Here is a 19822-nt window from a genome sequence, read left to right on the forward strand (position 1 = left end):
CGAAGACGCTCGCGCGAGCGAGTTGCTGCCAGTAGCCTCGTCCGCGGTGCCCCGATGGCAACCAACGCCCGGCGTGAGTGCTTTCTCGAGAGGGGACACGCTTCGAGAATCGTGCCTGTCGGACGTTTTCCCAGCTGGAAGGGAAGCGGGGAGTCCGCCCCTCCGACCCGTGGCAGCAAACTCCCGATGTGAGCACTCATATCAGGTCTCCGTCGCCATCCGTCATTGCCTGGATTCAAGATTGAATCCCCTACCTGCGGACGTGCCGAGATTGGTCTTGTCTCCGGATGGAAGCCTATCGGGCAAGCCGCTCATATCGGTCATTCGTTGCCATGGTTCGATTCTTGATACCAATTCCACGCAATTCCGAAGAACTCAAAGAAGGGGAGCGGCCACGATCCACAGGGGGCTTGTCCGTGAGATCTCTCCCCTTCTCTGACACTGAGGGCCTTCTTCCCTGCGTTGACGCTGGGGCCTGCAGTTCGCTTGGCCGATGGGCGGCGTCTGTCGGAGAGCCCGTGAAATAGGGATTGGGGCGCGGGGGACGAGGGGCGCTGCGTGAAGGCAAACCGCTTGATCGGGGTGTCGGTCCTTCGGCTCCCACAGCGGGTGGCTTACGATTACGCGCGCCCCACTGTCCCGGGTTCCGGAACCGCATGGTCCCCTACCGGAAATCTCGCTCGGTGTGTACACATGGGAGGGACTTTCTGACGGGCTTGGGGGTCCTGATGTCCTGTGCCCAGGGGAAACGTGCCAGCGAGACGGGCCCGTGTCAGAAACCTCGCCCCATGCGTACACACGGGGCGAACTATCTGGCGTCAAGGGGGTCTGGAGGGGTCTCTGTGTCTACAACCCCACAGCGTGTGTACACACGGGAGGGACTTTCTGACGGGCTTGGGGTTCCGATGCCTCGCTACCAGGGGGGGCGCGCCAGTGAGGCTGGCCCGCGTCAGAAACCTCGTCCCATGCGTACACACGGGGCGCGCTTTCTAGCAGCGGTGGGCACCATACTCCGCCGCGCCCCTCACGGGGTCCAGCCTCTGCCCCGCGCCAGCAAAGAGGGCCGGCCACCCATCGGCGACCGGCCCTCCACATCACGATTGCGTTGTCTCTACTCCGTGAAGTAGGCCACGCCGCCCTCGAACAGCGGCTGGTACAGGTTGCCGGGCACGTTCTGGAATGTGCCGGCGGTGTAGCGCTCCGTGTGGCCCATCTTGCCAAAGACGCGGCCATCCGGGCTGGTGATGCCCTCGATGGCAAGTACCGAGCCGTTGGGGTTCACGTCGAGCCCCATGCCAGGGACGCCGTTTTCGTCCACGTACTGGGTCGCGATCTGGCCCGCTGCCTCCATCTGCGCCAGCACGTCGTCGTTGGCGACGAAGCGGCCCTCGCCGTGGCTGATGGCGATGGTGTGCACGTCTCCCACGTTGCACTTGGACAGCCAGGGGGAGAGGTTCGAGGCCACGCGGGTGTGCACCAGGCGGCTCTGGTGACGACCGATGGTGTTGAACGTGAGGGTGGGGCACCCGTCGTCCATGGGCCTGATGTCGCCATAGGGGACCAGGCCCAGCTTCACCAGCGCCTGGAAGCCGTTGCAGATGCCCAGCATGAGGCCATCGCGAGCCTGGAGCAGGTCGCGGACCGCCTCGGTGACCTCGGGCGCGCGGAAGAAGGCCGTGATGAACTTGGCGGAGCCATCGGGCTCGTCGCCGCCGGAGAAGCCGCCGGGGATCATCACGATCTGGGAGCGCTCGATCTCGCGCACCAGCGCCTGGGTGCTCTCGGCGACCGCGGACGGCGTGAGGTTGTTGATCACCAGCGTGGTGACGTCGGCGCCTGCGCGCTCGAAGGCGTGGGCGCTGTCGTACTCGCAGTTGTTGCCGGGGAACACGGGGATGACCACGTGCGGGCGCGCCACGCCGACGGCGGGAGCCTTGCGCGAGACGCCATGCTCGGCGACGTCGAAGCCAAGGGCCTTGACCGTCTCGCCCGCCTCGCGGTACGGGAACACCGGCTCCATCTTGGCCTCCCAGGCCTCCTGGAGCGGCGCAAGGTCAATCTCCTGGCCCTCGACCCACATCTTGTACTCGGGGCTGGTGCCGCCAAGCACGCGCACGGAGAAGCCCTTGGTGTCGCCGGGCACGTAGGTGCTGTCGCTCACCTCGAGCACGAAGCTGCCGTAGCGGTACGCAAACAGGTCGTCCGCCGTGAAGCCGTCCGCAAGGCCAAAGCCGATCTGGTTGCCCACGGCCATCTTGAAGAGCGTCTCGGCCAGGCAGCCGTAGCCCGGGGTCGCCACGCTCAGCGCGTCTCCGTAGCCAATTGCCTCCTGCACAAAGTCGTACACGGCAAGGAGCGACTTGGGGTCGGGGGTCACGCCGTCCTCGCGGTAGGTGGGCTCCACCAGGACGAGCTTGCCGTTTGTGGTCTTGAACTCGGGGCTCTGGATGCGGTTCACCTTGCCAAGGCCCGTGGCAAAGCTCACGAGCGTGGGGGGGACGTCCAGGTCCTCGAACGAGCCGGACATGGAGTCCTTGCCGCCGATGGAGCCAATTCCCAGGTCGAGTTGGGCCATGAGTGCGCCCAGCACCGCCGCGACGGGCTTGCCCCAGCGCTCGGGCTCCTGGCGCAGCTTCTCAAAGTACTCCTGGAAGGTGAGGTAGGCATCCTGGTGCCTGATGCCGGCGGCGACCAGCTTGGACACCGACTCAACGACGGAGAGGTACGCGCCGGTGTACTGGTTGGCGCTCATCAGGTAGGGGTTGAAGCCCCATGCCATGCCCGAGACCGTGGTGGTCTCGCCATCCACGGGGAGCTTGGCGACCATGGCCTCGCTGGGCGTGAGCTGCGTCTTGCCGCCAAAGGGCATGAGCACGGTAGCCGCGCCGATGGTGGAGTCAAAGCGCTCGGAGAGACCCTTGTTGCTCGCCACGTTCTCGTCGGTGAGCAGGGACTCCATGCGCTCGGCCAGGGTGTCGCCCTCCCAGCTGGGGGCGTAGCTGCCCTGTGCCTCCACGTGCACGTCCTGGTGCTTGGGCGCGCCGTTGGACGAGAGGAACTCGCGGCTCACGTCCACGACCGTCTCGCCGTCCCATACCATCTTGAGGCGGGGCTCCTCGGTCACGCGTGCGACGACGGTGGCCTCGAGGTTCTCCTCGTGGGCGTAGCGCAGGAACTCGTCCACGTCCTCGGGGGCAAGGGCCACGGCCATGCGCTCCTGCGACTCGCTGATGGCGAGCTCGGTGCCGTCCAGGCCCTCGTACTTCTTGGGGACCTTGTTGAGGTCGATGAACAGGCCGTCCGCAAGCTCGCCGATGGCGACCGAGACGCCGCCCGCGCCAAAGTCGTTGCAGCGCTTGATCAGGCGGCAGGCGTCCTCGCGGCGGAACAGCCTCTGGAGCTTGCGCTCCTCGGGGGCGTTGCCCTTCTGGACCTCGGCGCCGTCCTTCTCCAGGGACTCCACGTTATGCGCCTTGGACGAGCCCGTGGCACCGCCGATGCCGTCGCGACCGGTACGACCGCCGAGAAGCACAATCTTGTCGCCCGGCGCGGGGGTCTCGCGGCGCACGTGGCTCGCGGGAGTCGCACCCACAACGGCGCCGATCTCCATGCGCTTGGCCACGTAGCCGGGGTGATAGAGCTCGTTGACCTGGCCGGTGGCAAGGCCAATCTGGTTGCCATAGCTGGAGTAGCCGTTTGCCGCCGTGGTCACGAGCTTGCGCTGGGGCAGCTTGCCCTTGAGCGTCTTGCTCACAGGGACCAGCGGGTCGCCCGCGCCGGTCACGCGCATGGCCTGGTACACGTAGGAGCGCCCGGACAGCGGGTCGCGGATTGCGCCGCCAATGCAAGTTGCCGCGCCGCCAAAGGGCTCAATCTCGGTGGGGTGGTTGTGGGTCTCGTTCTTGAAGAGGAAGAGCCAGTCCTGGTCCTCGCCGTCCACGTCCACCTTGACCTTCACGGTGCAGGCGTTGATCTCCTCGGACTCGTCCAGGTTCTTGAGGACGCCCTTCGCCTTGAGGTACTTGGCACCGATGGTGCCCATGTCCATGAGGGTGACGGGCTTCTTGCGGTCGAGCTCGCGACGGACCTCCAGGTAGCGGTCAAAGGCAGCGCGCACCACGGAGTCGTCGATCTTCACGTTCTCTAGCTGCGTGCCAAAGGTGGTGTGGCGGCAGTGGTCCGACCAGTAGGTGTCAATCATCTTGATCTCGGTGATCGTGGGGTCGCGCCTCTCGCCCTTGAAGTACGTTTGGCAGAACTCGATGTCGGCCAGGTCCATGGCCAGGCCGCGCTCCTCGATGAACTTGCCCAGCTGGGCCTTGGTGTAGGAGCGGAAGCCCTCCAGGGTCTCGACCATGGGCGGCTTGGGGTAGTTGACCTTGAGGGTCTTGCGGGTGGCAAGGGACGCCTCGCGCGCCTCGACCGGGTTGATCACGTAGTGCTTGATGGCCTCGACGTCCTCGTCGGTGAGGTTGGCGCCCTTGAGGTAGTACAGCTTGGCGGACGCGACGGTGGGACGCTCGCCCTGGCTGATGAGCTGGATGCACTCGCTCGCCGAGTTGGCCCTCATGTCAAACTGGCCGGGGAGGAACTCGACGGCAAACACCTTGGTGGTCTTGCCGGCGGCGGGGCGGCGCGTGGTCGCCTTGTCGGTCTGGGGCTCGCTGAACACCGTGGGGATGCACTGCTCAAAGAGGGCCTTCGAGATCCCCTCGACGTCGTAGCGGTTGACCAGGCGCAGTCCGGTGAGGTTCTTGATGCCGAGGATGACCTGGAGCTCGCGGCACAGCTGCCGCGCCTCGACGTCGAACCCGGGCTTCTTCTCTACGTAAACGCGGGAGACCATGGGGCTCTACCTTCCGTCCGAGAGTTTTCCACAAATGCACACCCCATGATAGCTGCGCAGGTAGGGACCAGGCCGCCTGGGGCGCAAAAGTTCATGTGGAGGGCGGGAGCGTGCCCGCGTGTCGGGGGAGAGGGGCGCCGGCCAGCGTTGTTGCGATTCTCGTCGGTCATAGGGAATCGGGGCGGGCGAGAGGGGCGTGTGCGCTGTGCCGTGGCGGATCGCATCGGCTTCGACGACCCGCCACGGGCTACGGGGCGTCGGCCTACAGCAGCACCACCCCGGCGACGTAGGCGCAGGTTACAGCCAGTGTCGCCCAGTCGGCGGCGCGCATGCGCATGGGGTGCCAGTGGGTGCGTGCGGCCCCACCCTCGTAGCAGCGGGCGTCGAGGGCGCGCGAGAGACCGTTGGCGTGCCTCATCGAGCTTGCCAGGAGCGCGACCAGCACGGGCACCACCGAGCGGACCCTCCTTGCGACCGAGCCCTCGGCCATGGCGCCGCCACGCGAGGTCTGCGCGTCCACGATGGACTGCGCCTCGTCCGCCAGCGTGGGGATGAAGCGCAGCATGAGCGAGAAGACCATGGCCAGCTCGTGGCCGGGGAGGCCGATGCGCGAGAGGGGCGCCAGGAACGAGTCGAAGGCGTCCGTGAGCTGCATGGGGGTGGTGGTGAGCAGCAGGAGCGCGCCCGCAACGACCGCCACCACGAGCCGGAGAGAGTAGAGCACCGCCACGCGCACGCCGCCAGTCGTGATTGCGATGGGTCCCAGGGCGGCGAGGACGGTCCCCTCGTGGATTACCAGGAGGTCGATCACGGCGATGAGTCCCAGCATCGCAAGCAGGGGACGTATCGACTCCACCAGCTTGCCTGCCGGGACGCGTGCGAGCGCCGTCACCACCAGGGTAAATGCGAATCCAAGGACGAGCCCCTGGGGAGAGGTGATGAAGAACACGCTCACCATGGTCGCCAGGGCGGCGATGGTCTTGGCGCGAGGGTCCAGGCGGTGCACGGCCGAGTTGCCGGGGAGGTATTGTCCCATCGAGATGCGCATGGCCATGCTAGATCGACCTCCCGCCGTTGGAGGCCTCGTCGGCATGCCGCGCTATCGCCTGGGCCAGGGCCTCCAGGGAGAGGGGCTCGCCCAGGCCCGTGACGCCCCTGCGGGCGAGTTCGCGGGCCCACGCGAGCGCCCGGGGGATGCCCAGTCCCGCCGACTCGAGAGCCGCCTCGTTCCCTGCGGCGAACACCTGGCGCGGGGTTCCCTGGCCAACCACGTGCGAGCGATCCAGGACCACGACGCGCTCGCACAGGGCGGCGTCGTCCATGGAGTGCGTGACCTCGACCACCGTAACGCCACCCCCGTGCACGCGACGGAGTATGGCGTGAAGCTCCTCTCGACCCAGCGGGTCCAGGCCTGCGGTTGGCTCGTCGAGCACGATGGTCCTTGGCCGCATGGCAAGCACGCCGGCGATGGCGCACATGCGCTGTTGTCCCCCGCTCAGCTCAAAGGGGGAGAGGCCCTCCCGGTCGTCCAGCCCCACTAGGGCCAGCGCCTCGCGTGCGCGCGCCTCCGCCTCCTGGCGCGAGAGGCCCAGGTTGGATGGGCCGTAGGCAACATCCTCTAGTACGGTCTCGGCAAACAGCTGCCGCTCGGGACGCTGCATCACGTAGCCTACGCGGCCGTGGAGCCTGCGCCTGTCTCGCCTGCGAGAGGTGTCGATGCCGTGCACCACAACGCTCCCGGAGTCAGGCGCCTCTAGGGCGCAGAGCAGGCGGAGCAGCGTCGACTTGCCCGACCCCGTCTGGCCTACGATCGCGCACGAGGTCCCCTCGGGGACGCCCAGCGACACGTCGTCGAGGGCGGGGGAGCTGTCCTCTCGCGCGTCGGTGCTGCGATACGAGTAGCGCACGTGCGATGCCTCGATGGCGAGAGGGGCGCTGCCGCCGTCCCCTCGGCCCATCCCGTCGGCATCGCCCGCCGCCTTGGCCGCGGACGTCTCTCCTCCGTCGCTGCCCGTCCCCAGAAGGGAGGCGACCTGGTCAAGCAGCTCGCTCGAGTCACAGGTCCACGAGACTCCCAGCCCAAGCTGCGACAGCCGCATGGCAAGCCGCGAGCAGAAGGGCTCGCTCAGCTTGAGTGACGTGAGCAGCTCGCCGCGGGAGAAGACCTCGCGTGGGGTGCCCTCCAGGGCCACGTGGCCGTGCTCCATCACGATGACCCGGTCGGCCTCAAGGGCCTCGTCCATAAAGTGTGTCACGTGCACGATGGTGGTCCCCGCCTGGGAGAGCCGTCCCATCACGCGCATGATCGAGCGCCTGCCGCGCACGTCGAGGAGCGCGCCCGGCTCGTCCAGCACAAGGACCTCTGGCTCCATCGCCAGCGCTCCGGCAATCGCGACCCTCTGGCGCTGGCCGCCCGAGAGCCTGGTGGGGTCCGCCTTCGCATAGCCCTCCAGGGCCACGCGGTGCAGCTCGCGGGTGACGCGCCGGCCTATCTCGTCGGGTGCCACCTGGAGGTTCTCGGGCCCAAAGGCCACGTCCTCCTCAACAACGGAGGTCACGATCTGGTCGTCGGGGTTCTGGAACACCAGGCCAAGGCTCCTGCGTGCCTTGGCATACGCGGCAAAGTCCACCCTGCCACCCGCCAGGACGCGCTGCCCAACCAGGGTGACGTCCCCCTCGTCGGGGGCGAGAAGGCCGCAGATCACGCTTGCGAGGGTCGACTTGCCCGAGCCGTTGGCCCCCACCACGCACACGCGCTCGCCGCGGGCGATGTCCAGGCTCACGTCGTCGAGCGCACGCACGCCGCCCTCGTACTCGAGGGTGACGTGCGACAGGCTTGCGACGGGCGTTCCGGCCGAACTAGAAGCCACTAGTTGCCCAGCGCCTTGGAGACGGGCTTGTACACCAGATAGGCGAGCACGCAGTTGATGGCGATCTTGATCAAGTTGAAGGGCAGGAGCGCCGGCACGATGAGCGCCACGACCGCCTGGACCGGCATGCCCGAGTAGAGCGGGGTCACCACCAGGTTGCCAAGGATGCAGGCAGCCAGGCACACGACCGCGCCCACGACCATGCCCAGCACGGCGCCCCTGCGCGTTGTGTCACGGCGATAGACCAGCGACGCGGGGAGCACCAGGCTCAGCGTGGCCAGGACCGCCATGAGCATGCCGTAGACGCCCGACTGCGTCGCAAGGTGCACCAGGTAGGGGAGAACCGACACCGCCGCGCCCGTGGCCGGCCCAAAGGCAAAGCCTGCCACCAGGGCGATTGCGCCGGAGGGGTCATACTTGAGCCATTCGACGCCGGGGAGGATCGGGAACTCCAGGAACAGCGTCGCGCACGCCGACACCGCGCAGAAGAGCGCGGTTACCGCGATGCGACGCGTCGACCACCCACTGCCGTTGCCGGTGGTGGAGTGACTGTCCCGATGCCTAAGTGTGGTGTCCTGTGCCATGTGTGGCCCCCGTTTCTTTCATCCGGACTGTAACCGTTGGTCCTGGACTCTCACCAGGTCAACCGCTCTTTTCTGCGCGGTGCGCGGACTCGTCGCATACCCGTTTGGGGCGACCTACCGCCAGTGGGGAATCTCACCCCGCCCTGAAACTGCCAGTGGGACTATAGCACTTCACGCTCGCCCGGGGGAGAGAAACGGGGGAATGCCACCAGACGCCCAGCCCAATGGCTTGGGCCATTGGGCTGGGGAGCTGGCGGCGCCGGGCGCTCGCTAGGACTGCACCCCCAGGCGTGCCGGCCTCGCGTGGCTGGGGCGCACGCCCGGGAAGAGCATGGCGACGGCGACCCACGCCGCGGCACCTGCTGCGACCTCGACCCCAAAGATGAGGGGCCCGGCGTAGGGGACGAGGAACGAGAGCAGCACGACCGCCCCCGCCGGCGGAAGCCAGGTCGAGAGGCCGTTCCACACCAGCACGAGCGCCGCAAAGCACACTGCGACCATGAGGGGTAGGGGGAGACCCATCGTCTCGACCGCGGCACGGCCCAGCGACCCGATGAGGCCCGCGCACGCCAGGGCGGCCCAGGCGCGCCAGGGGCGGGTCCTCAGGGTGAAGTCGGGGCGCGTGAGCTCGGTGAATGCCACAAGAAGCGGCGGCACGGCAAAGAGGGCGTTGCCCGTGAGGTAGGCGGGGGCGCTCACCAGGGCAAAGGCGAGAAGCCTCCTCCCCCAGCTTGCCAGCGCCACCCGTGGCTTGAAGGCCAGCGGCCGGTAGTCGATCCTCTCCCTCAGTCCAGCGCGCTCAAGGAGCACCTGTCCCGCGCACACCAGGGCGACCAGCGTGGCCACCGCAACGGGGTAGGTCCAGGAGTCGGTTCCCAGCAGCACGGGGAGGATTGCCGCGCTGAGCATTGGTGTCATGTCTGCGGCGGCGAGGTTCATGCAGAGCGCGCAGAACGCGTATCCCAGAATCGCCTTGCCCCACAGCCCCCAGGGGACCAGGAGGTTCAGCAGCAGCCCAAACACGGAGCCGATGGACATCAGGGCGAGCATGCGCGGACGGTTGATGTTCCAAGCCTGGTGCGGCTGGATCCATGCGCCGCACAGGATGGCGGCGGTCTCGGGGAACAGTACCTCCTCGCAGGGGATTGCCTGCGACGCGGCGACCATTGCCACGAGGAAGGCTCCGGAGAGCAGGATGGGCAGCCAGCGCGCGCGAAGGGACAAGGTGGGACTCCAATTCTTGGGGGGATTCGTGTGGGTTGGGAACGTAAGGGTTCCCCAAGCCCTTGCGGGGTAGCATGGGTCCCTCGCAAGGGTACCTGTATACTTGTGATACCAGATTGGGCGTCATTTTGGACGAGAGGGGACGGATCCTCTCGCCCGCAAATCCATGTCACGGCGCCCGGAAAGAGGAGAGTGATAGCGGCATGTCCGACAGTGCCGACCATTTGCGTCCCCTGGCCTGGAAGCTCCGCTCCATAGTTGGGGAGGACAACGTCCTGGAGGGGGAGCCCATGAGCGGGCACACCACCTTCAAGATCGGCGGCCCGGCCGACCTGTACGTCATCCCGGAGGACCCGGAGGAGGTGAGGGACGTGGTGGCCGCCTGCGGGGAGGCGGGGGAGCCGTACTTCGTGCTTGGTCGTGGCTCCGACCTCCTGGTTTCGGACGACGGCTATCGCGGCGTCATCATCGCCATCGCAGACGGGCTGGTCAACGTGTCCGTGGACGACGAGGTCATGACCTGCCAGGCGGGCGTGAGCCTGCGCGAGGCTTCCGAGATGGCATGCGAGCTGGGCCTCACCGGCCTGGAGTTCGCCTGCGGGATACCCGGCTCCGTCGGTGGGGCGTGCTTCATGAACGCGGGTGCCTACGACGGTTGCATGGCAGACGTGCTCGCCTCGGTGCGCGCGCTCATGCCCGACGGCAGTATCTGCGACATCGACGCGGACGACCTGCAGATGGGCTACCGCACCAGCAGGGTGAGGACCGAGGGGCTCGTGGTGTTGTCCGCCTCGTTCAAGCTCCGCGAGGGTGATCCCGAGGCAATCCGCGAGAAGATGGACGACCTCACGCAGCGTCGAGAGTCCAAGCAGCCGCTTGAGCTCCCCAGCGCCGGCTCCACGTTCAAGCGCCCCGAGGGCCACTTTGCCGGCAAGCTCATCAGCGACGCGGGGCTGCAGGGATACCGCGTGGGCGGGGCCGAGGTCTCGACCAAGCACGCGGGCTTCGTGGTCAACGTGGACAACGCCACGGCGGCCGACGTCCACGCCGTGATCGAGCACGTCCAGGACGAGGTCGAGCGCCAGTTTGGCGTCAGGCTGGAGCCCGAGGTGCGCTTCCTCCCGTAGGGGGTCTCTGCGGGGGCCGTGATGCCCCCTCATCAGGCGAGAGACTCATGGCGGCATCCGCTTGGGACGACTCCCGGCGGGTGCCGCCTTCCTTTGGCGCCGGCTCTCTGTTGGTTGGGCCCGGGCCGCCCTCCTAAGGACGCCGATGGCCCAGGGCTCGGCCCTTCTCTGAGCCCCTCTCCGATAAAAGCTTAAAGAAGGGTAGGGGGTCGTCCTCCCGGGGTGGCCGCCCGCCCCTCGCCGCGGGCGCGCCGAGGCCGTCCCGCACGGCCCCTCTGCCGGCGCCGACCCCGGTCCTTTCCTCGGGTTGCGTGCCAGGTGCAGGAGGGGGTATCCCAGCCTTACCTATCACCCGGCCAAAGCTATCAATATATGAATCATGGCTGCCAGGTGGTACGTCGAGGGCTCGGCCAATCCCCTTTGATGGTCAGACATCCGGCGAAGGGGGCACAGACCAGCCGCTGGTGTTGATTCTCCCGGAGATAGTGCTCAAGGAAGGGAGGCGACGTGGGATCGCTCGTGGAGACCCCTCGGGTGGAAATCCCATTCCCTGGATGTCGAAGTCCCTTCTGCCTGCTAGGGTCCCACGCGGGGATGGTGCCGTCAGAAACCTCACGCCGTGTGTACACGTGGGACGCACTTTTTGGCGGCGTTTGCGCCTCGGCTATCGGTGACCTGCGGGTGAGTCCCGCTCCTCGTGGACAGTGTCAGAAACCTCACGCCGTGTGTACACGCGGGATGGACTTTTTGACGACAGTGGGGCCAGGAGGGAACCTTCCGCCTGAAAACCCGTCCCATGTGTACACGCGGGATGGACTTTCTGGCAAAGCTTCGCTCCATAATGCTCGGCAACTGGGGAAACGCAGGGGATTGACGGCTTCGCTGCCAAAAATTTCGTCCCATGTGTACACGCGGACGCACTTTCTGGCACTTGCTGAGGGAGATGGTTCGGCCCTGTCCCCTCTGCCTCGCGAGCGGCGTTCGTTGCCGTCCATCCAATGGCTACCGATGCCATTCTTGTGAGGCATGGAAAGGCTCCGGTCCCTTGGCAGAGAATCGTCCGCACTCCCCGCGAGCGATTTGCTGCCAGCTGGCCCCCGATCTCCGACGAGAACGCTATCGCAAGGGCTGGCTGGTGCTACCAGGATAATGAACCGCGAACGGGTCAGCTTATCCCAGGTGCCTATTGGCTACCCCCTCGCTATGACCGGCATGCGCCAAGCGCTCATCCCATTCTTTGACTTGGGATCCCTCTCGTGTTTGGTGGGGCCAGGAATTGCGTTTCCCTCCCATGACCAACATGGGCCGCAAGCCCGTAACCCGTACGGCCGGTGGAATGGGTTGGGATTGCGCCCCCGACCTTCTCTCCCGCTCATTGCTTGTCCTCGGCTTCGCGAGTGGCGATAGCCCGGAGGCCTCCCCGACTTCGTCTTTTCACACGCTCGCAGGTGACTGGCGACCGTCCCCCGATTTGCCTGGGATGGGCATCTTTCAGAATCGTTTCTGTTTTAACTGTATTAGACTCACTAGTACAGTTAGGATGGTCGCACCAGCAGGATGCCCCATCGCGACGCAACCCAGAACCAGTCGGGGCGGCACGCGCCCCGTCGACCCTCGGGAGACGAGATGAAGAAGAGCAACAAGTTCCACATCCCACGGAAGGGCGAGGGGGAGAAGTCATTCCCGCAGCCACCGGAGGGCGCCGACGACGCGGCTCACGATTCTACGGAAGAGCAGCAGACTGTCCTGGCTCCCAAGCCTGTCCTGGGGCATCGCGGGGGAGAGGGGCACGCCGACCTGCCGCCCGTCGTCGAGGGGCCCGAGCTCGACGAGGAGGAGCGCGCCGCCTATGAGCGCCTGAAGGAGATGCGCGCCCAGCGCCGTCGCAAGAAGATCCGTAACCGCCTGATAGTCGCCGGCATCGCCGCGGTCGTGATCCTGGGAATCGTGTTCGTTCCCAAGATGCTTGCGCCCAAGGACGACGGCGGGGACTTCTACAGCACGGACACCGTGACCAAGGGTCACTTTGAGGAGACGGTCGAGGCCTCCGGGTCGGTGCAGCCCGTCTCGTCGGTCGTAGTGACCCCCGAGGTCGACGGCACCATCGCGAGCGTCAGTGTGATGCAGGGCCAGCAGGTCGAGAAGGGGCAGACCCTCTTCACCATCAAGAACGACGACCTCGACCGCGCCGTGCGCGAGGCGTACCGCAACCTCAAGTCCGCCAAGTCGCAGCTTGCCCAGGCGCAGCAGGCGCTCAAGGACGCTAAGTCCGCCGCGGCGCAGGCGCAGGCCGCCTCGGCACAGGTGGGCGCCGACCAGCAGGCGGCTGCCCTCCCCAACGCCACCTCCGCCACGCTTCACCAGGCAGACGACGGGGGCGTCCCCGCCGACTCCTCCAATGGTGGAGTCGCGATGGGCGACACCTCCGGACAGGGTGGCTCCGCGACCACCGCCATCTCCTCGGGCGACGCGGTCCAGGATGCCAAGAACGCCGTCGAGACCGCCCAGAACCAGGTCGATGACGCCCAGGATGCCTACGACAAGGCCGTCTCGCAGGCGAACAAGCGCACCGTGACCTCACCCATCTCGGGCACCGTGCTGGAGCTCAACGCCACAACCGGATCTGCGGTGGGCCAGCAGGCCGCCTCCGCCCAGGCACAGGGCACTGGGAGTGGCAACCTCTGCCAGGTAGCCGACCTCTCGCAGATGAAGGTGACGGTCAACGTGGGCGAGAACGACATCAACAAGGTCGCCGTTGGCCAAAAGGCGACCGTGACCTTCTCGTCCATCCAGGACCTCTCGCTTGACGCCACGGTCCAGTCCGTTGCCGCGACCACCAGCACCAGCTCCGATGCCACCGGGATGACCAGCGGTCCCACGTACGCCGTGGAGCTTCTCATCCCCCAGCCCGACGCCAAGGTCAAGCCGGGTATGACCGCGAACGTGAGCATCGTCACCAACTCGCTGGACGACGCCCTCATCGTCCCCACGTCCGCGCTCACGGACAACGGCGACGGAACGGGCAGTGTCAACGTCGAGACGGACGCGGAGTCCCACACCTCGCGCACGGTCAGCGTCACGATCGTCGCCAAGAGCGGCTCGCAGGCCGCGGTGACGGGAGACCTCAAGGAGGGGGACGTGCTCGTGGTCTCGGGCGGCACCGTCGACTCGGGCGAGACGGGCGACGCCACCGCCACCGACGCCTCGTCCTCTGATGGCGTGGACTCCTCGGCAGGCGGCGAGGCCTCGGGCGACTCCGTCCCTGCTGACGCGACGGCTGACCGCATGGTCGCAGGTCGTGCCCTTGGGGTGCTGTGACATGACCGCTCCCGTAATAGAGATGCGCGGCATCCACCGCATCTTCGAGACCGCCGCGGGCCTCAACCACGTGCTGAGGGGGGTGTCCCTCACGGTCGAGCGCGGGGAGTTCCTCGCGATCATGGGGCCGTCTGGCTCGGGCAAGTCAACGCTCATGAACATCCTCGGCTGCCTGGACACCCCTACCACTGGCACCTATCACCTCGAGGGCCTGGACGTGGCACGTCTCACCGACGACGAGCTCTCGTTCGTGCGCGCCCGGCGCATCGGGTTCGTGTTCCAGTCGTTCAACCTGCTGCCCACCTACACCGTGCTGCGCAACGTGATGCTCCCGCTCGTGTTTGCCGGGGTCCCGTACGGCGAGAGGGAGGAGCGCGCGGTCCGGGCGCTCCACGAGGTCTCGCTTCCCGTTGACCACTACGACAACAGGACCAACCAGCTCTCCGGCGGGCAGATGCAGCGCGTCGCCATCGCCCGTGCCGTCGTGGCGGACCCGGCGATCATCCTCGCGGACGAGCCCACGGGCAACCTCGACTCCGCCACGGGCGAGATGGTCATGCAGACCTTCGCCCGGCTCCGCGACAAGGGGAAGACCATCGTCCTCATCACGCACGACCCGCACGTTGCCGCCCGCGCGGACCGCACGCTCCACATGCTGGACGGCAGGCTCGTCGCCACCCCCGACGAGGGCGTGGACCAGGGATGGGGGCAGCTCTCCTCTCCCGCAGCAACGGGAGAGGGGCGCACCAAGCGCCTGAGGGAGGTGCCGTCGGTATGACCATGACCATGCGCGACCTGTTGCGCGAGACCACCAGCTCGCTCGAGGCAAACCGCGGCAGGACCCTGCTCACCGTGCTGGGCATCGTCATCGGCATCGCCGCCGTCATCGCCATGACCTCGCTCATCGGGGGCATGCGAAACGCGCTCGTGGGCAGCCTGGGCCTCAACGCCGCCAGGACCGTCAGCATCTACGTCAACGGCAGCGGGTTGGGCGAGCAGCAGGTGGACTCGCTCCGCTCCGCCATGCCCGAGTACGAGAGCCTGGATGGCGTCACGTATGGCGGCGGCACCGTGAAGACCCAGGGCGGCAGCGTCCAGATGACCGCCATGGGATGTGCAGCCTCCACGGTCACCAGCTCGGGCGCCAAGGTCACCTCGGGCAGACTGTGGAGCGACTCCGAGGCGAGCTCGGGGGCCAACGTGTGCGTCCTCACCACGGACGACGTGCGGCAGATCTTTGGGAGTGCCGACTATGACGCAGTGGGGAAGACCTTCAAGCTCGACTCCGCCGAGTTCACCGTCGTCGGCATCGCGGAGACGGACTCCGGCATGGGCCAGGGGCAGGGCATGATGTGGGTCCCCGCCCAAACGTGCGCCAACCTGTGGATGGGCGGACAGCTCACCTACGATTCGCTCACCGGCATCGTGCACGAGGGGGCGGACGTGGACCAGGTTGCCACGCGCACCAAGGAGCGCCTGGAGTCCATCCTGGGCGTCACCTCGCAGGGCTCCAGCGACGGGTCCGACTCCATGGGCGACACGGTCCAGGTGCAGACCATGAAGTCGGTCATCGACCAGCTCGACAGCTTCTCGTCCACCTTCAGCCTCCTTGCCGGCGCAGTCGCGGGCATATCGCTCCTGGTCGGAGGCATCGGCATCATGAACATGATGCTCACCAACGTCACGGAGAGGATCAGAGAGATCGGGCTCCGTCGAGCCCTCGGTGCCACCAGGGGGGACATCACCGCGCAGTTCCTGGCCGAGTCCATCGCCATCAGCGTCATCGGCGGCATCCTGGGCGTGGCGCTGGGCTATGGCGGGTCATGGGCGCTCGCGCTCGCCATCCCCACCAGCTCGCTGGGCATGGGCGACACCAAGATCGTCCCGGCGGTGTCGCCCGAGGCGGTTCTGCTCGCCACGGGCATCTGCGTGGTCGTGGGCTTGCTGTTTGGCTACTACCCCGCCCGACGGGCGGCGCGGCTCGACCCGGTCGAGGCGCTGCGTTACCAGTAGCTGCATCGGATTTGAGGTGCCGTCGCGTGCCCCGCATCGCCCTCGGGTGGTGCGGGGTGCGTTACGCTGGCAGGGGAGAGATGCGCCACGGCTGGATTGCGGCCCATCCCGACGGGATTGCTGGCGACCGAGACGCCTAGCCCCTCTCCGCCGCATCCAGCGTGTCGAGGGCCGATATCACGGGCTCCAGCTGGTCAAGCTCCGCCGGGGCGGTCGACATCACCACCATGATGTACGGGCCTCCCTCGGAGTCCGGCACTAGCACGACCCCGGCGTCGTTTGCCGCCTTGCCAAAGAGGGCGTTCTCGTCCTTGGGATACCAGCCCGCCTTTGACCAGGTCACGTACCGATCGCCCAGAACGTCTGCCATGGGCGAGGTGGTCCTTGCCTGAAACAGGCCGGCGAGGTCGGACGAGTGGCCGCTCACGCTGCTCAGGTAGGCGTAGACTGCCTTCCATTCCTCTGCCAGCTGGTGGGGCGTGCTGTGGGGGTACTTCCAGGCTACGTACTGCTGCCGCGTCTCGTACGGGCCAAGCGACACGTCGTGCTCGTCCAGCCACGACACAAAGAAGTCCTGCCCGTACTGCTCCACCAGGCTGGCGTAGGCGTCGTTGTCCGAGTCAACGATGGTGCGGGTCACGCGGTCACTCACGTCCTCCCAGCTCACCTGGCCCGTGTCCACCAGCTCCTGGAGCAGGGCGCACACGTAGGGGCCCTTGATGCTGCTCGCCGTGTAGAAGCTCGACTCGGCGTTGTACGAGATGCGCGTCTCGCCGTTCAGGTCCTCGAGGTAGATTCCAAGCGACCAGCCGTTGGCCTCAAAGCTGCTGATGGCGGACTCAAGGTCGCTGACTTCCTGCGTGGAGCCGTCCCGCGCTATGCCGGTGACCTCCAGCGTGCCGGAGCTAACGGTCGCGCTCTGGGTCTCCGCCGCCTCCATGCGGGCGTCTGCGACCGAGTCCGCTTGGGTTGCGACCGCGGCCGAGTCGGAGTTTGCCGTCGAGTCGGCCGACCGCGAGGCACGTCCCTCCAGCGCGCCCAGGCCCAGCATGATCGCCACTGCAGCCGCGACGGACACCGCCGCGACCTCGCGATAGTTGTCAGGCAGGGGAGAGGAGCCATCGCGCCTGCGTTGCGGCGACACCCGACGCCCCCCACCGCGCCGTCCGCCAGGGGGAGGGGTCGCTCCTCCTTCATGCCCGCTGGGCCGTTCAGAGGGCCGAGATGCTCTGGCGTCTGCCGATCCGCTGCCATGGTCGCGATGCCCGTGCGAATGTGAGAGGGACGATGCCCCAAAACGCCGCGCAGCGCCCCCGCGGCGGCGGTCGCCGTCTTCGCGGGCATCCCCCGATGGGTGCCTGGGGGTTGCCTCGCGACGATGTGGGCCGCGTTCCTCTCGCCTGTCCATTGCCTGGTATCCCCTGTCCATTCCCTGCAGACCCCTAAGGGTCTTTCCAATGTTCACAAGAATAGTCAAAGACCGGATTGGCAGACTTTCAGCAATGCGTCCCTGGGGGAGAGGAGCTTAACCACCTTGGTTGAGGCTTCTCCCCATGGCCCCAGAGGGGACGAATCGCTTTTGAGGGGAGCGGCAATCGGTGGATTGCCGGGCTCGTGGGGCTATCAATGGTCTAAGAATGGGACGGGCCGTTCACCTTCTAGGCTAGGTTGGCTCATCCGTGCGCGCTGGGCACCGGCCGCCTCTTTGGCACTTTCCCATCGGATGGTAGCGGGCTCTCGATATGAGTGCTCACTTCAGGTGCTCGTTGCCATTCGAACCCGGCGTGTGAGCTATTTGGCAGCAAACTCCCGATGCGAGTGCTCACATCGGGAGTTTGCTGCCATCGACGGGAGAAGCCCGTACCCCTTAGGCTCTTTACCTGCGTGGATGTCGTGGAGACCTGGTCTTCCCCTGGCTGACCGCCCACGAAAAGTGCTCACGCGGGGCGTTTGCTGCCAGCGGGATGGCGTGTGCCCCTCCCGTCCGGGATGGAGATGCTCCCATGGGTGGCGTCTGCGACCCTCTCCTTCGTCGAGCCCTTCTTCTCGGGGAACCAACTTTTGGTTTTTGAGCTAGCCCTTCAACGGTGGGTGGCGAAACGGAGACCCTCCCACGAAGCCGTACGGGACACAATATAACGCGGACGACTGGTCACCCAATCGCCCGCGCTTGGTAGCTGTTGCCTTGCCAGTTAGTTCTTGAGAGAGTTGAGAGGAGCGGGGAACCGGCCGCCGCGATGGGCGAAGACGCTCCCCGCGTGGCGGTTGACGGGCATCACGGGTGCGGAGCCAAAGAGTCCGCCAAACTCGAGCATGTCACCCTCGCTCTTGCCGATGGCGGGAATCAGGCGCACCGCGGTGGTCTTGGCGTTGATCACGCCGATGGCCATCTCGTCCGCGATGATGCCGGCGATCGCCTCGACGGGGGTGTCGCCCGGGATGGCGATCATGTCCAGCCCCACCGAGCACACGCAGGTCATGGCCTCGAGCTTCTCGATGGAGAGTGCGCCGTCCTCCGCCGCGCGAATCATGCCGGCGTCCTCGGAAACGGGAATGAAGGCGCCAGAGAGACCGCCCACGCTCGAGCTGGCCATGACGCCGCCCTTTTTCACGCAGTCGTTGAGCAGTGCGAGGGCGCAGGTGGTGCCGGGTCCGCCGCACTCGCCGACCCCGATGATCTCCAGGATCTCGGCGACGGAGTCGCCGGCTGCGGGGGTGGGTGCCAGGCTCAGGTCGACGATGCCCTTCTCGGCACCAAGGCGACGCGCCGCCTCGCGGCTCATGAGCTCGCCCGCGCGCGTGATCTTGAACGCGGTCTGCTTGATGCGCTCGGCGACCTCCATGAGGTCTGCGCCCTCGGGCAGGTCGCGAAGGGCGGCGGCCATGACGCCGGGGCCCGAGACGCCCACGTTGATGACGGCATCGGCCTCGCCCGAGCCGTGGATGGCACCCGCCATAAAGGGGGAGTCCTCCACCATGTTGCTGAACACCACGAGCTTGGCGGCGCCATAGCAGTCGATGTCGGTGGTCAGGCGGGCGCAGTCGATCATCTTCTGGGCGAGAAGGAGCACGGCGTCCATGTTGATGCCCGCTCGCAGGCTTGCGACGTTGACGCTGGAGCAGACTCTGGTGGTGGAGGCGAGCGCCTGGGGGATCGAGTCGATGAGCCTGCGGTCGGCATCACCCATCCCCTTCTGGACCAGGGCGCTGAAGCCGCCCATGAAGTCAATGCCCAGGGACTCGGCCGCCCTGTCCATGGCGTGGGCTATGGGGGTCAGGTCCTTGTCGGGGCAGGCGGCGGCAATCTGGGCAATGGGCGTCACCGAGACACGCTTGTTCGCGATGGGGATGCCATACTCGCGCTCGAGCTGCGTCGCCACGGGGACCAGGTTTTCGGCGGTCTTGGTGATTCGGTCGTACACCTTCGTGCACATCCGGTCCATGTCCTCGTCCGCGCACCCATAGAGCGAGATGCCCATGGTGATGGTCCTGAGGTCGAGGTTCTGCTGCGAGACCATGTTCAGGGTCTCGGCGACCTCTTCTGGGGTGATGGCCATGCGTGCTCCTTGCGGGATAGTGGTTGCGTACGTGCTGTTTGCAGCCATGATACAGCGCAAAGGTTTCAGGTGATTGACGTGGGCGGGCTGCCGAGCGCACCTCCCAACATCCACATGGGGTGCCTGGCACATGACGCGCGCCCGTCTCCGTCTGAAGCTGGGCGAGAAGGTCACCCCTGCAAGCTCGAGCCAAATTTCAGAACTAAACAATAGAACAAAACGTTCGTTAATTTACAGCACGTAAAACCGTTCCCACTGTTTAAAAATCACCGAACCGAAGTCC

At 66.6% G+C, this 19822-nt stretch carries 11 protein-coding genes and 1 riboswitch; of the genes, 4 read left to right on the forward strand and 7 right to left on the reverse strand.

Annotated features, from left to right (window positions below):
* Positions 1 to 1111: 1111 nt before the first annotated feature.
* The 5 genes from FYJ68_RS01940 to FYJ68_RS01960 all read right to left on the reverse strand — a co-directional run bounded on the left by FYJ68_RS01940 (position 1112) and on the right by FYJ68_RS01960 (position 9524).
* A complete protein-coding gene (locus FYJ68_RS01940; RefSeq protein ID WP_154433614.1) occupies positions 1112 to 4846 on the reverse strand; it encodes a phosphoribosylformylglycinamidine synthase in 3735 nt (1244 codons plus the stop codon).
* 262 nt (positions 4847 to 5108) lie between these two features.
* Positions 5109 to 5900, reverse strand: a complete 792-nt coding sequence (locus tag FYJ68_RS01945; protein WP_154433615.1) for an energy-coupling factor transporter transmembrane component T family protein — start codon at positions 5898 to 5900, stop codon at positions 5109 to 5111.
* 1 nt (position 5901) lies between these two features.
* Positions 5902 to 7716 carry an ABC transporter ATP-binding protein gene (locus FYJ68_RS01950; protein WP_326832158.1) on the reverse strand — a complete coding sequence of 605 codons (1815 nt, stop codon included), beginning with the start codon at positions 7714 to 7716 and terminating at the stop codon, positions 5902 to 5904.
* Positions 7716 to 8300, reverse strand: a complete 585-nt coding sequence (locus FYJ68_RS01955; protein ID WP_154433616.1) for an ECF transporter S component — start codon at positions 8298 to 8300, stop codon at positions 7716 to 7718. Before FYJ68_RS01955 ends, FYJ68_RS01950 begins: the two co-directional genes overlap by 1 nt.
* A gap of 6 nt (positions 8301 to 8306) precedes the next feature.
* Positions 8307 to 8455, reverse strand: a riboswitch (FMN riboswitch).
* A gap of 115 nt (positions 8456 to 8570) precedes the next feature.
* Complete coding sequence (locus FYJ68_RS01960; RefSeq protein WP_154433617.1) at positions 8571 to 9524, reverse strand: hypothetical protein; 954 nt, start codon at positions 9522 to 9524, stop codon at positions 8571 to 8573.
* A gap of 203 nt (positions 9525 to 9727) precedes the next feature.
* Between FYJ68_RS01960 and murB the strand changes: the two genes are divergently transcribed.
* The 4 genes from murB to FYJ68_RS01980 all read left to right on the forward strand — a co-directional run bounded on the left by murB (position 9728) and on the right by FYJ68_RS01980 (position 15982).
* The gene (gene murB, locus FYJ68_RS01965) at positions 9728 to 10651 is read left to right on the forward strand and encodes a UDP-N-acetylmuramate dehydrogenase (protein WP_154433618.1); all 924 of its coding nucleotides are present in this window, start codon (positions 9728 to 9730) and stop codon (positions 10649 to 10651) included.
* Between the two features lie 1626 nt (positions 10652 to 12277).
* A complete protein-coding gene (locus tag FYJ68_RS01970) occupies positions 12278 to 13969 on the forward strand; it encodes an efflux RND transporter periplasmic adaptor subunit (RefSeq protein WP_195837677.1) in 1692 nt (563 codons plus the stop codon).
* A gap of 1 nt (position 13970) precedes the next feature.
* Positions 13971 to 14747: an ABC transporter ATP-binding protein gene (locus tag FYJ68_RS01975; protein WP_154433620.1), complete on the forward strand. Its 777-nt coding sequence runs from the start codon at positions 13971 to 13973 to the stop codon at positions 14745 to 14747.
* Positions 14744 to 15982: an ABC transporter permease gene (locus FYJ68_RS01980; RefSeq protein ID WP_229771943.1), complete on the forward strand. Its 1239-nt coding sequence runs from the start codon at positions 14744 to 14746 to the stop codon at positions 15980 to 15982. The genes FYJ68_RS01975 and FYJ68_RS01980 overlap by 4 nt, the downstream gene beginning before the upstream one ends.
* Before the next feature lie 136 nt (positions 15983 to 16118).
* Here the strand turns inward: FYJ68_RS01980 and FYJ68_RS01985 are convergent, their stop codons facing one another.
* Together FYJ68_RS01985 and FYJ68_RS01990 are read right to left on the reverse strand one after the other, a co-directional pair.
* Positions 16119 to 17126, reverse strand: a complete 1008-nt coding sequence (locus tag FYJ68_RS01985; RefSeq protein ID WP_195837678.1) for a serine hydrolase — start codon at positions 17124 to 17126, stop codon at positions 16119 to 16121.
* A gap of 1048 nt (positions 17127 to 18174) precedes the next feature.
* Positions 18175 to 19539, reverse strand: a complete 1365-nt coding sequence (locus FYJ68_RS01990; RefSeq protein WP_154433622.1) for a PFL family protein — start codon at positions 19537 to 19539, stop codon at positions 18175 to 18177.
* Between the last annotated feature and the right edge of the window lie 283 nt (positions 19540 to 19822).

This window comes from Olsenella porci (genome assembly GCF_009695875.1).
Taxonomy (GTDB): Bacteria; Actinomycetota; Coriobacteriia; order Coriobacteriales; family Atopobiaceae; genus Olsenella_H; species Olsenella_H porci.

What these genes read in the sequence shown, in the direction of transcription:
- FYJ68_RS01940 (WP_154433614.1), bottom strand. Translation starts at nt 4,846, where the DNA reads ATGGTCTCCCGCGTTTACGTAGAGAAGAAGCCCGGGTTCGACGTCGAG.
- FYJ68_RS01945 (WP_154433615.1), bottom strand. Translation starts at nt 5,900, where the DNA reads ATGGCCATGCGCATCTCGATGGGACAATACCTCCCCGGCAACTCGGCC.
- FYJ68_RS01955 (WP_154433616.1), bottom strand. Translation starts at nt 8,300, where the DNA reads ATGGCACAGGACACCACACTTAGGCATCGGGACAGTCACTCCACCACC.
- murB (WP_154433618.1), top strand. Translation starts at nt 9,728, where the DNA reads ATGTCCGACAGTGCCGACCATTTGCGTCCCCTGGCCTGGAAGCTCCGC.
- FYJ68_RS01970 (WP_195837677.1), top strand. Translation starts at nt 12,278, where the DNA reads ATGAAGAAGAGCAACAAGTTCCACATCCCACGGAAGGGCGAGGGGGAG.
- FYJ68_RS01975 (WP_154433620.1), top strand. Translation starts at nt 13,971, where the DNA reads ATGACCGCTCCCGTAATAGAGATGCGCGGCATCCACCGCATCTTCGAG.
- FYJ68_RS01980 (WP_229771943.1), top strand. Translation starts at nt 14,744, where the DNA reads ATGACCATGACCATGCGCGACCTGTTGCGCGAGACCACCAGCTCGCTC.
- FYJ68_RS01990 (WP_154433622.1), bottom strand. Translation starts at nt 19,539, where the DNA reads ATGGCCATCACCCCAGAAGAGGTCGCCGAGACCCTGAACATGGTCTCG.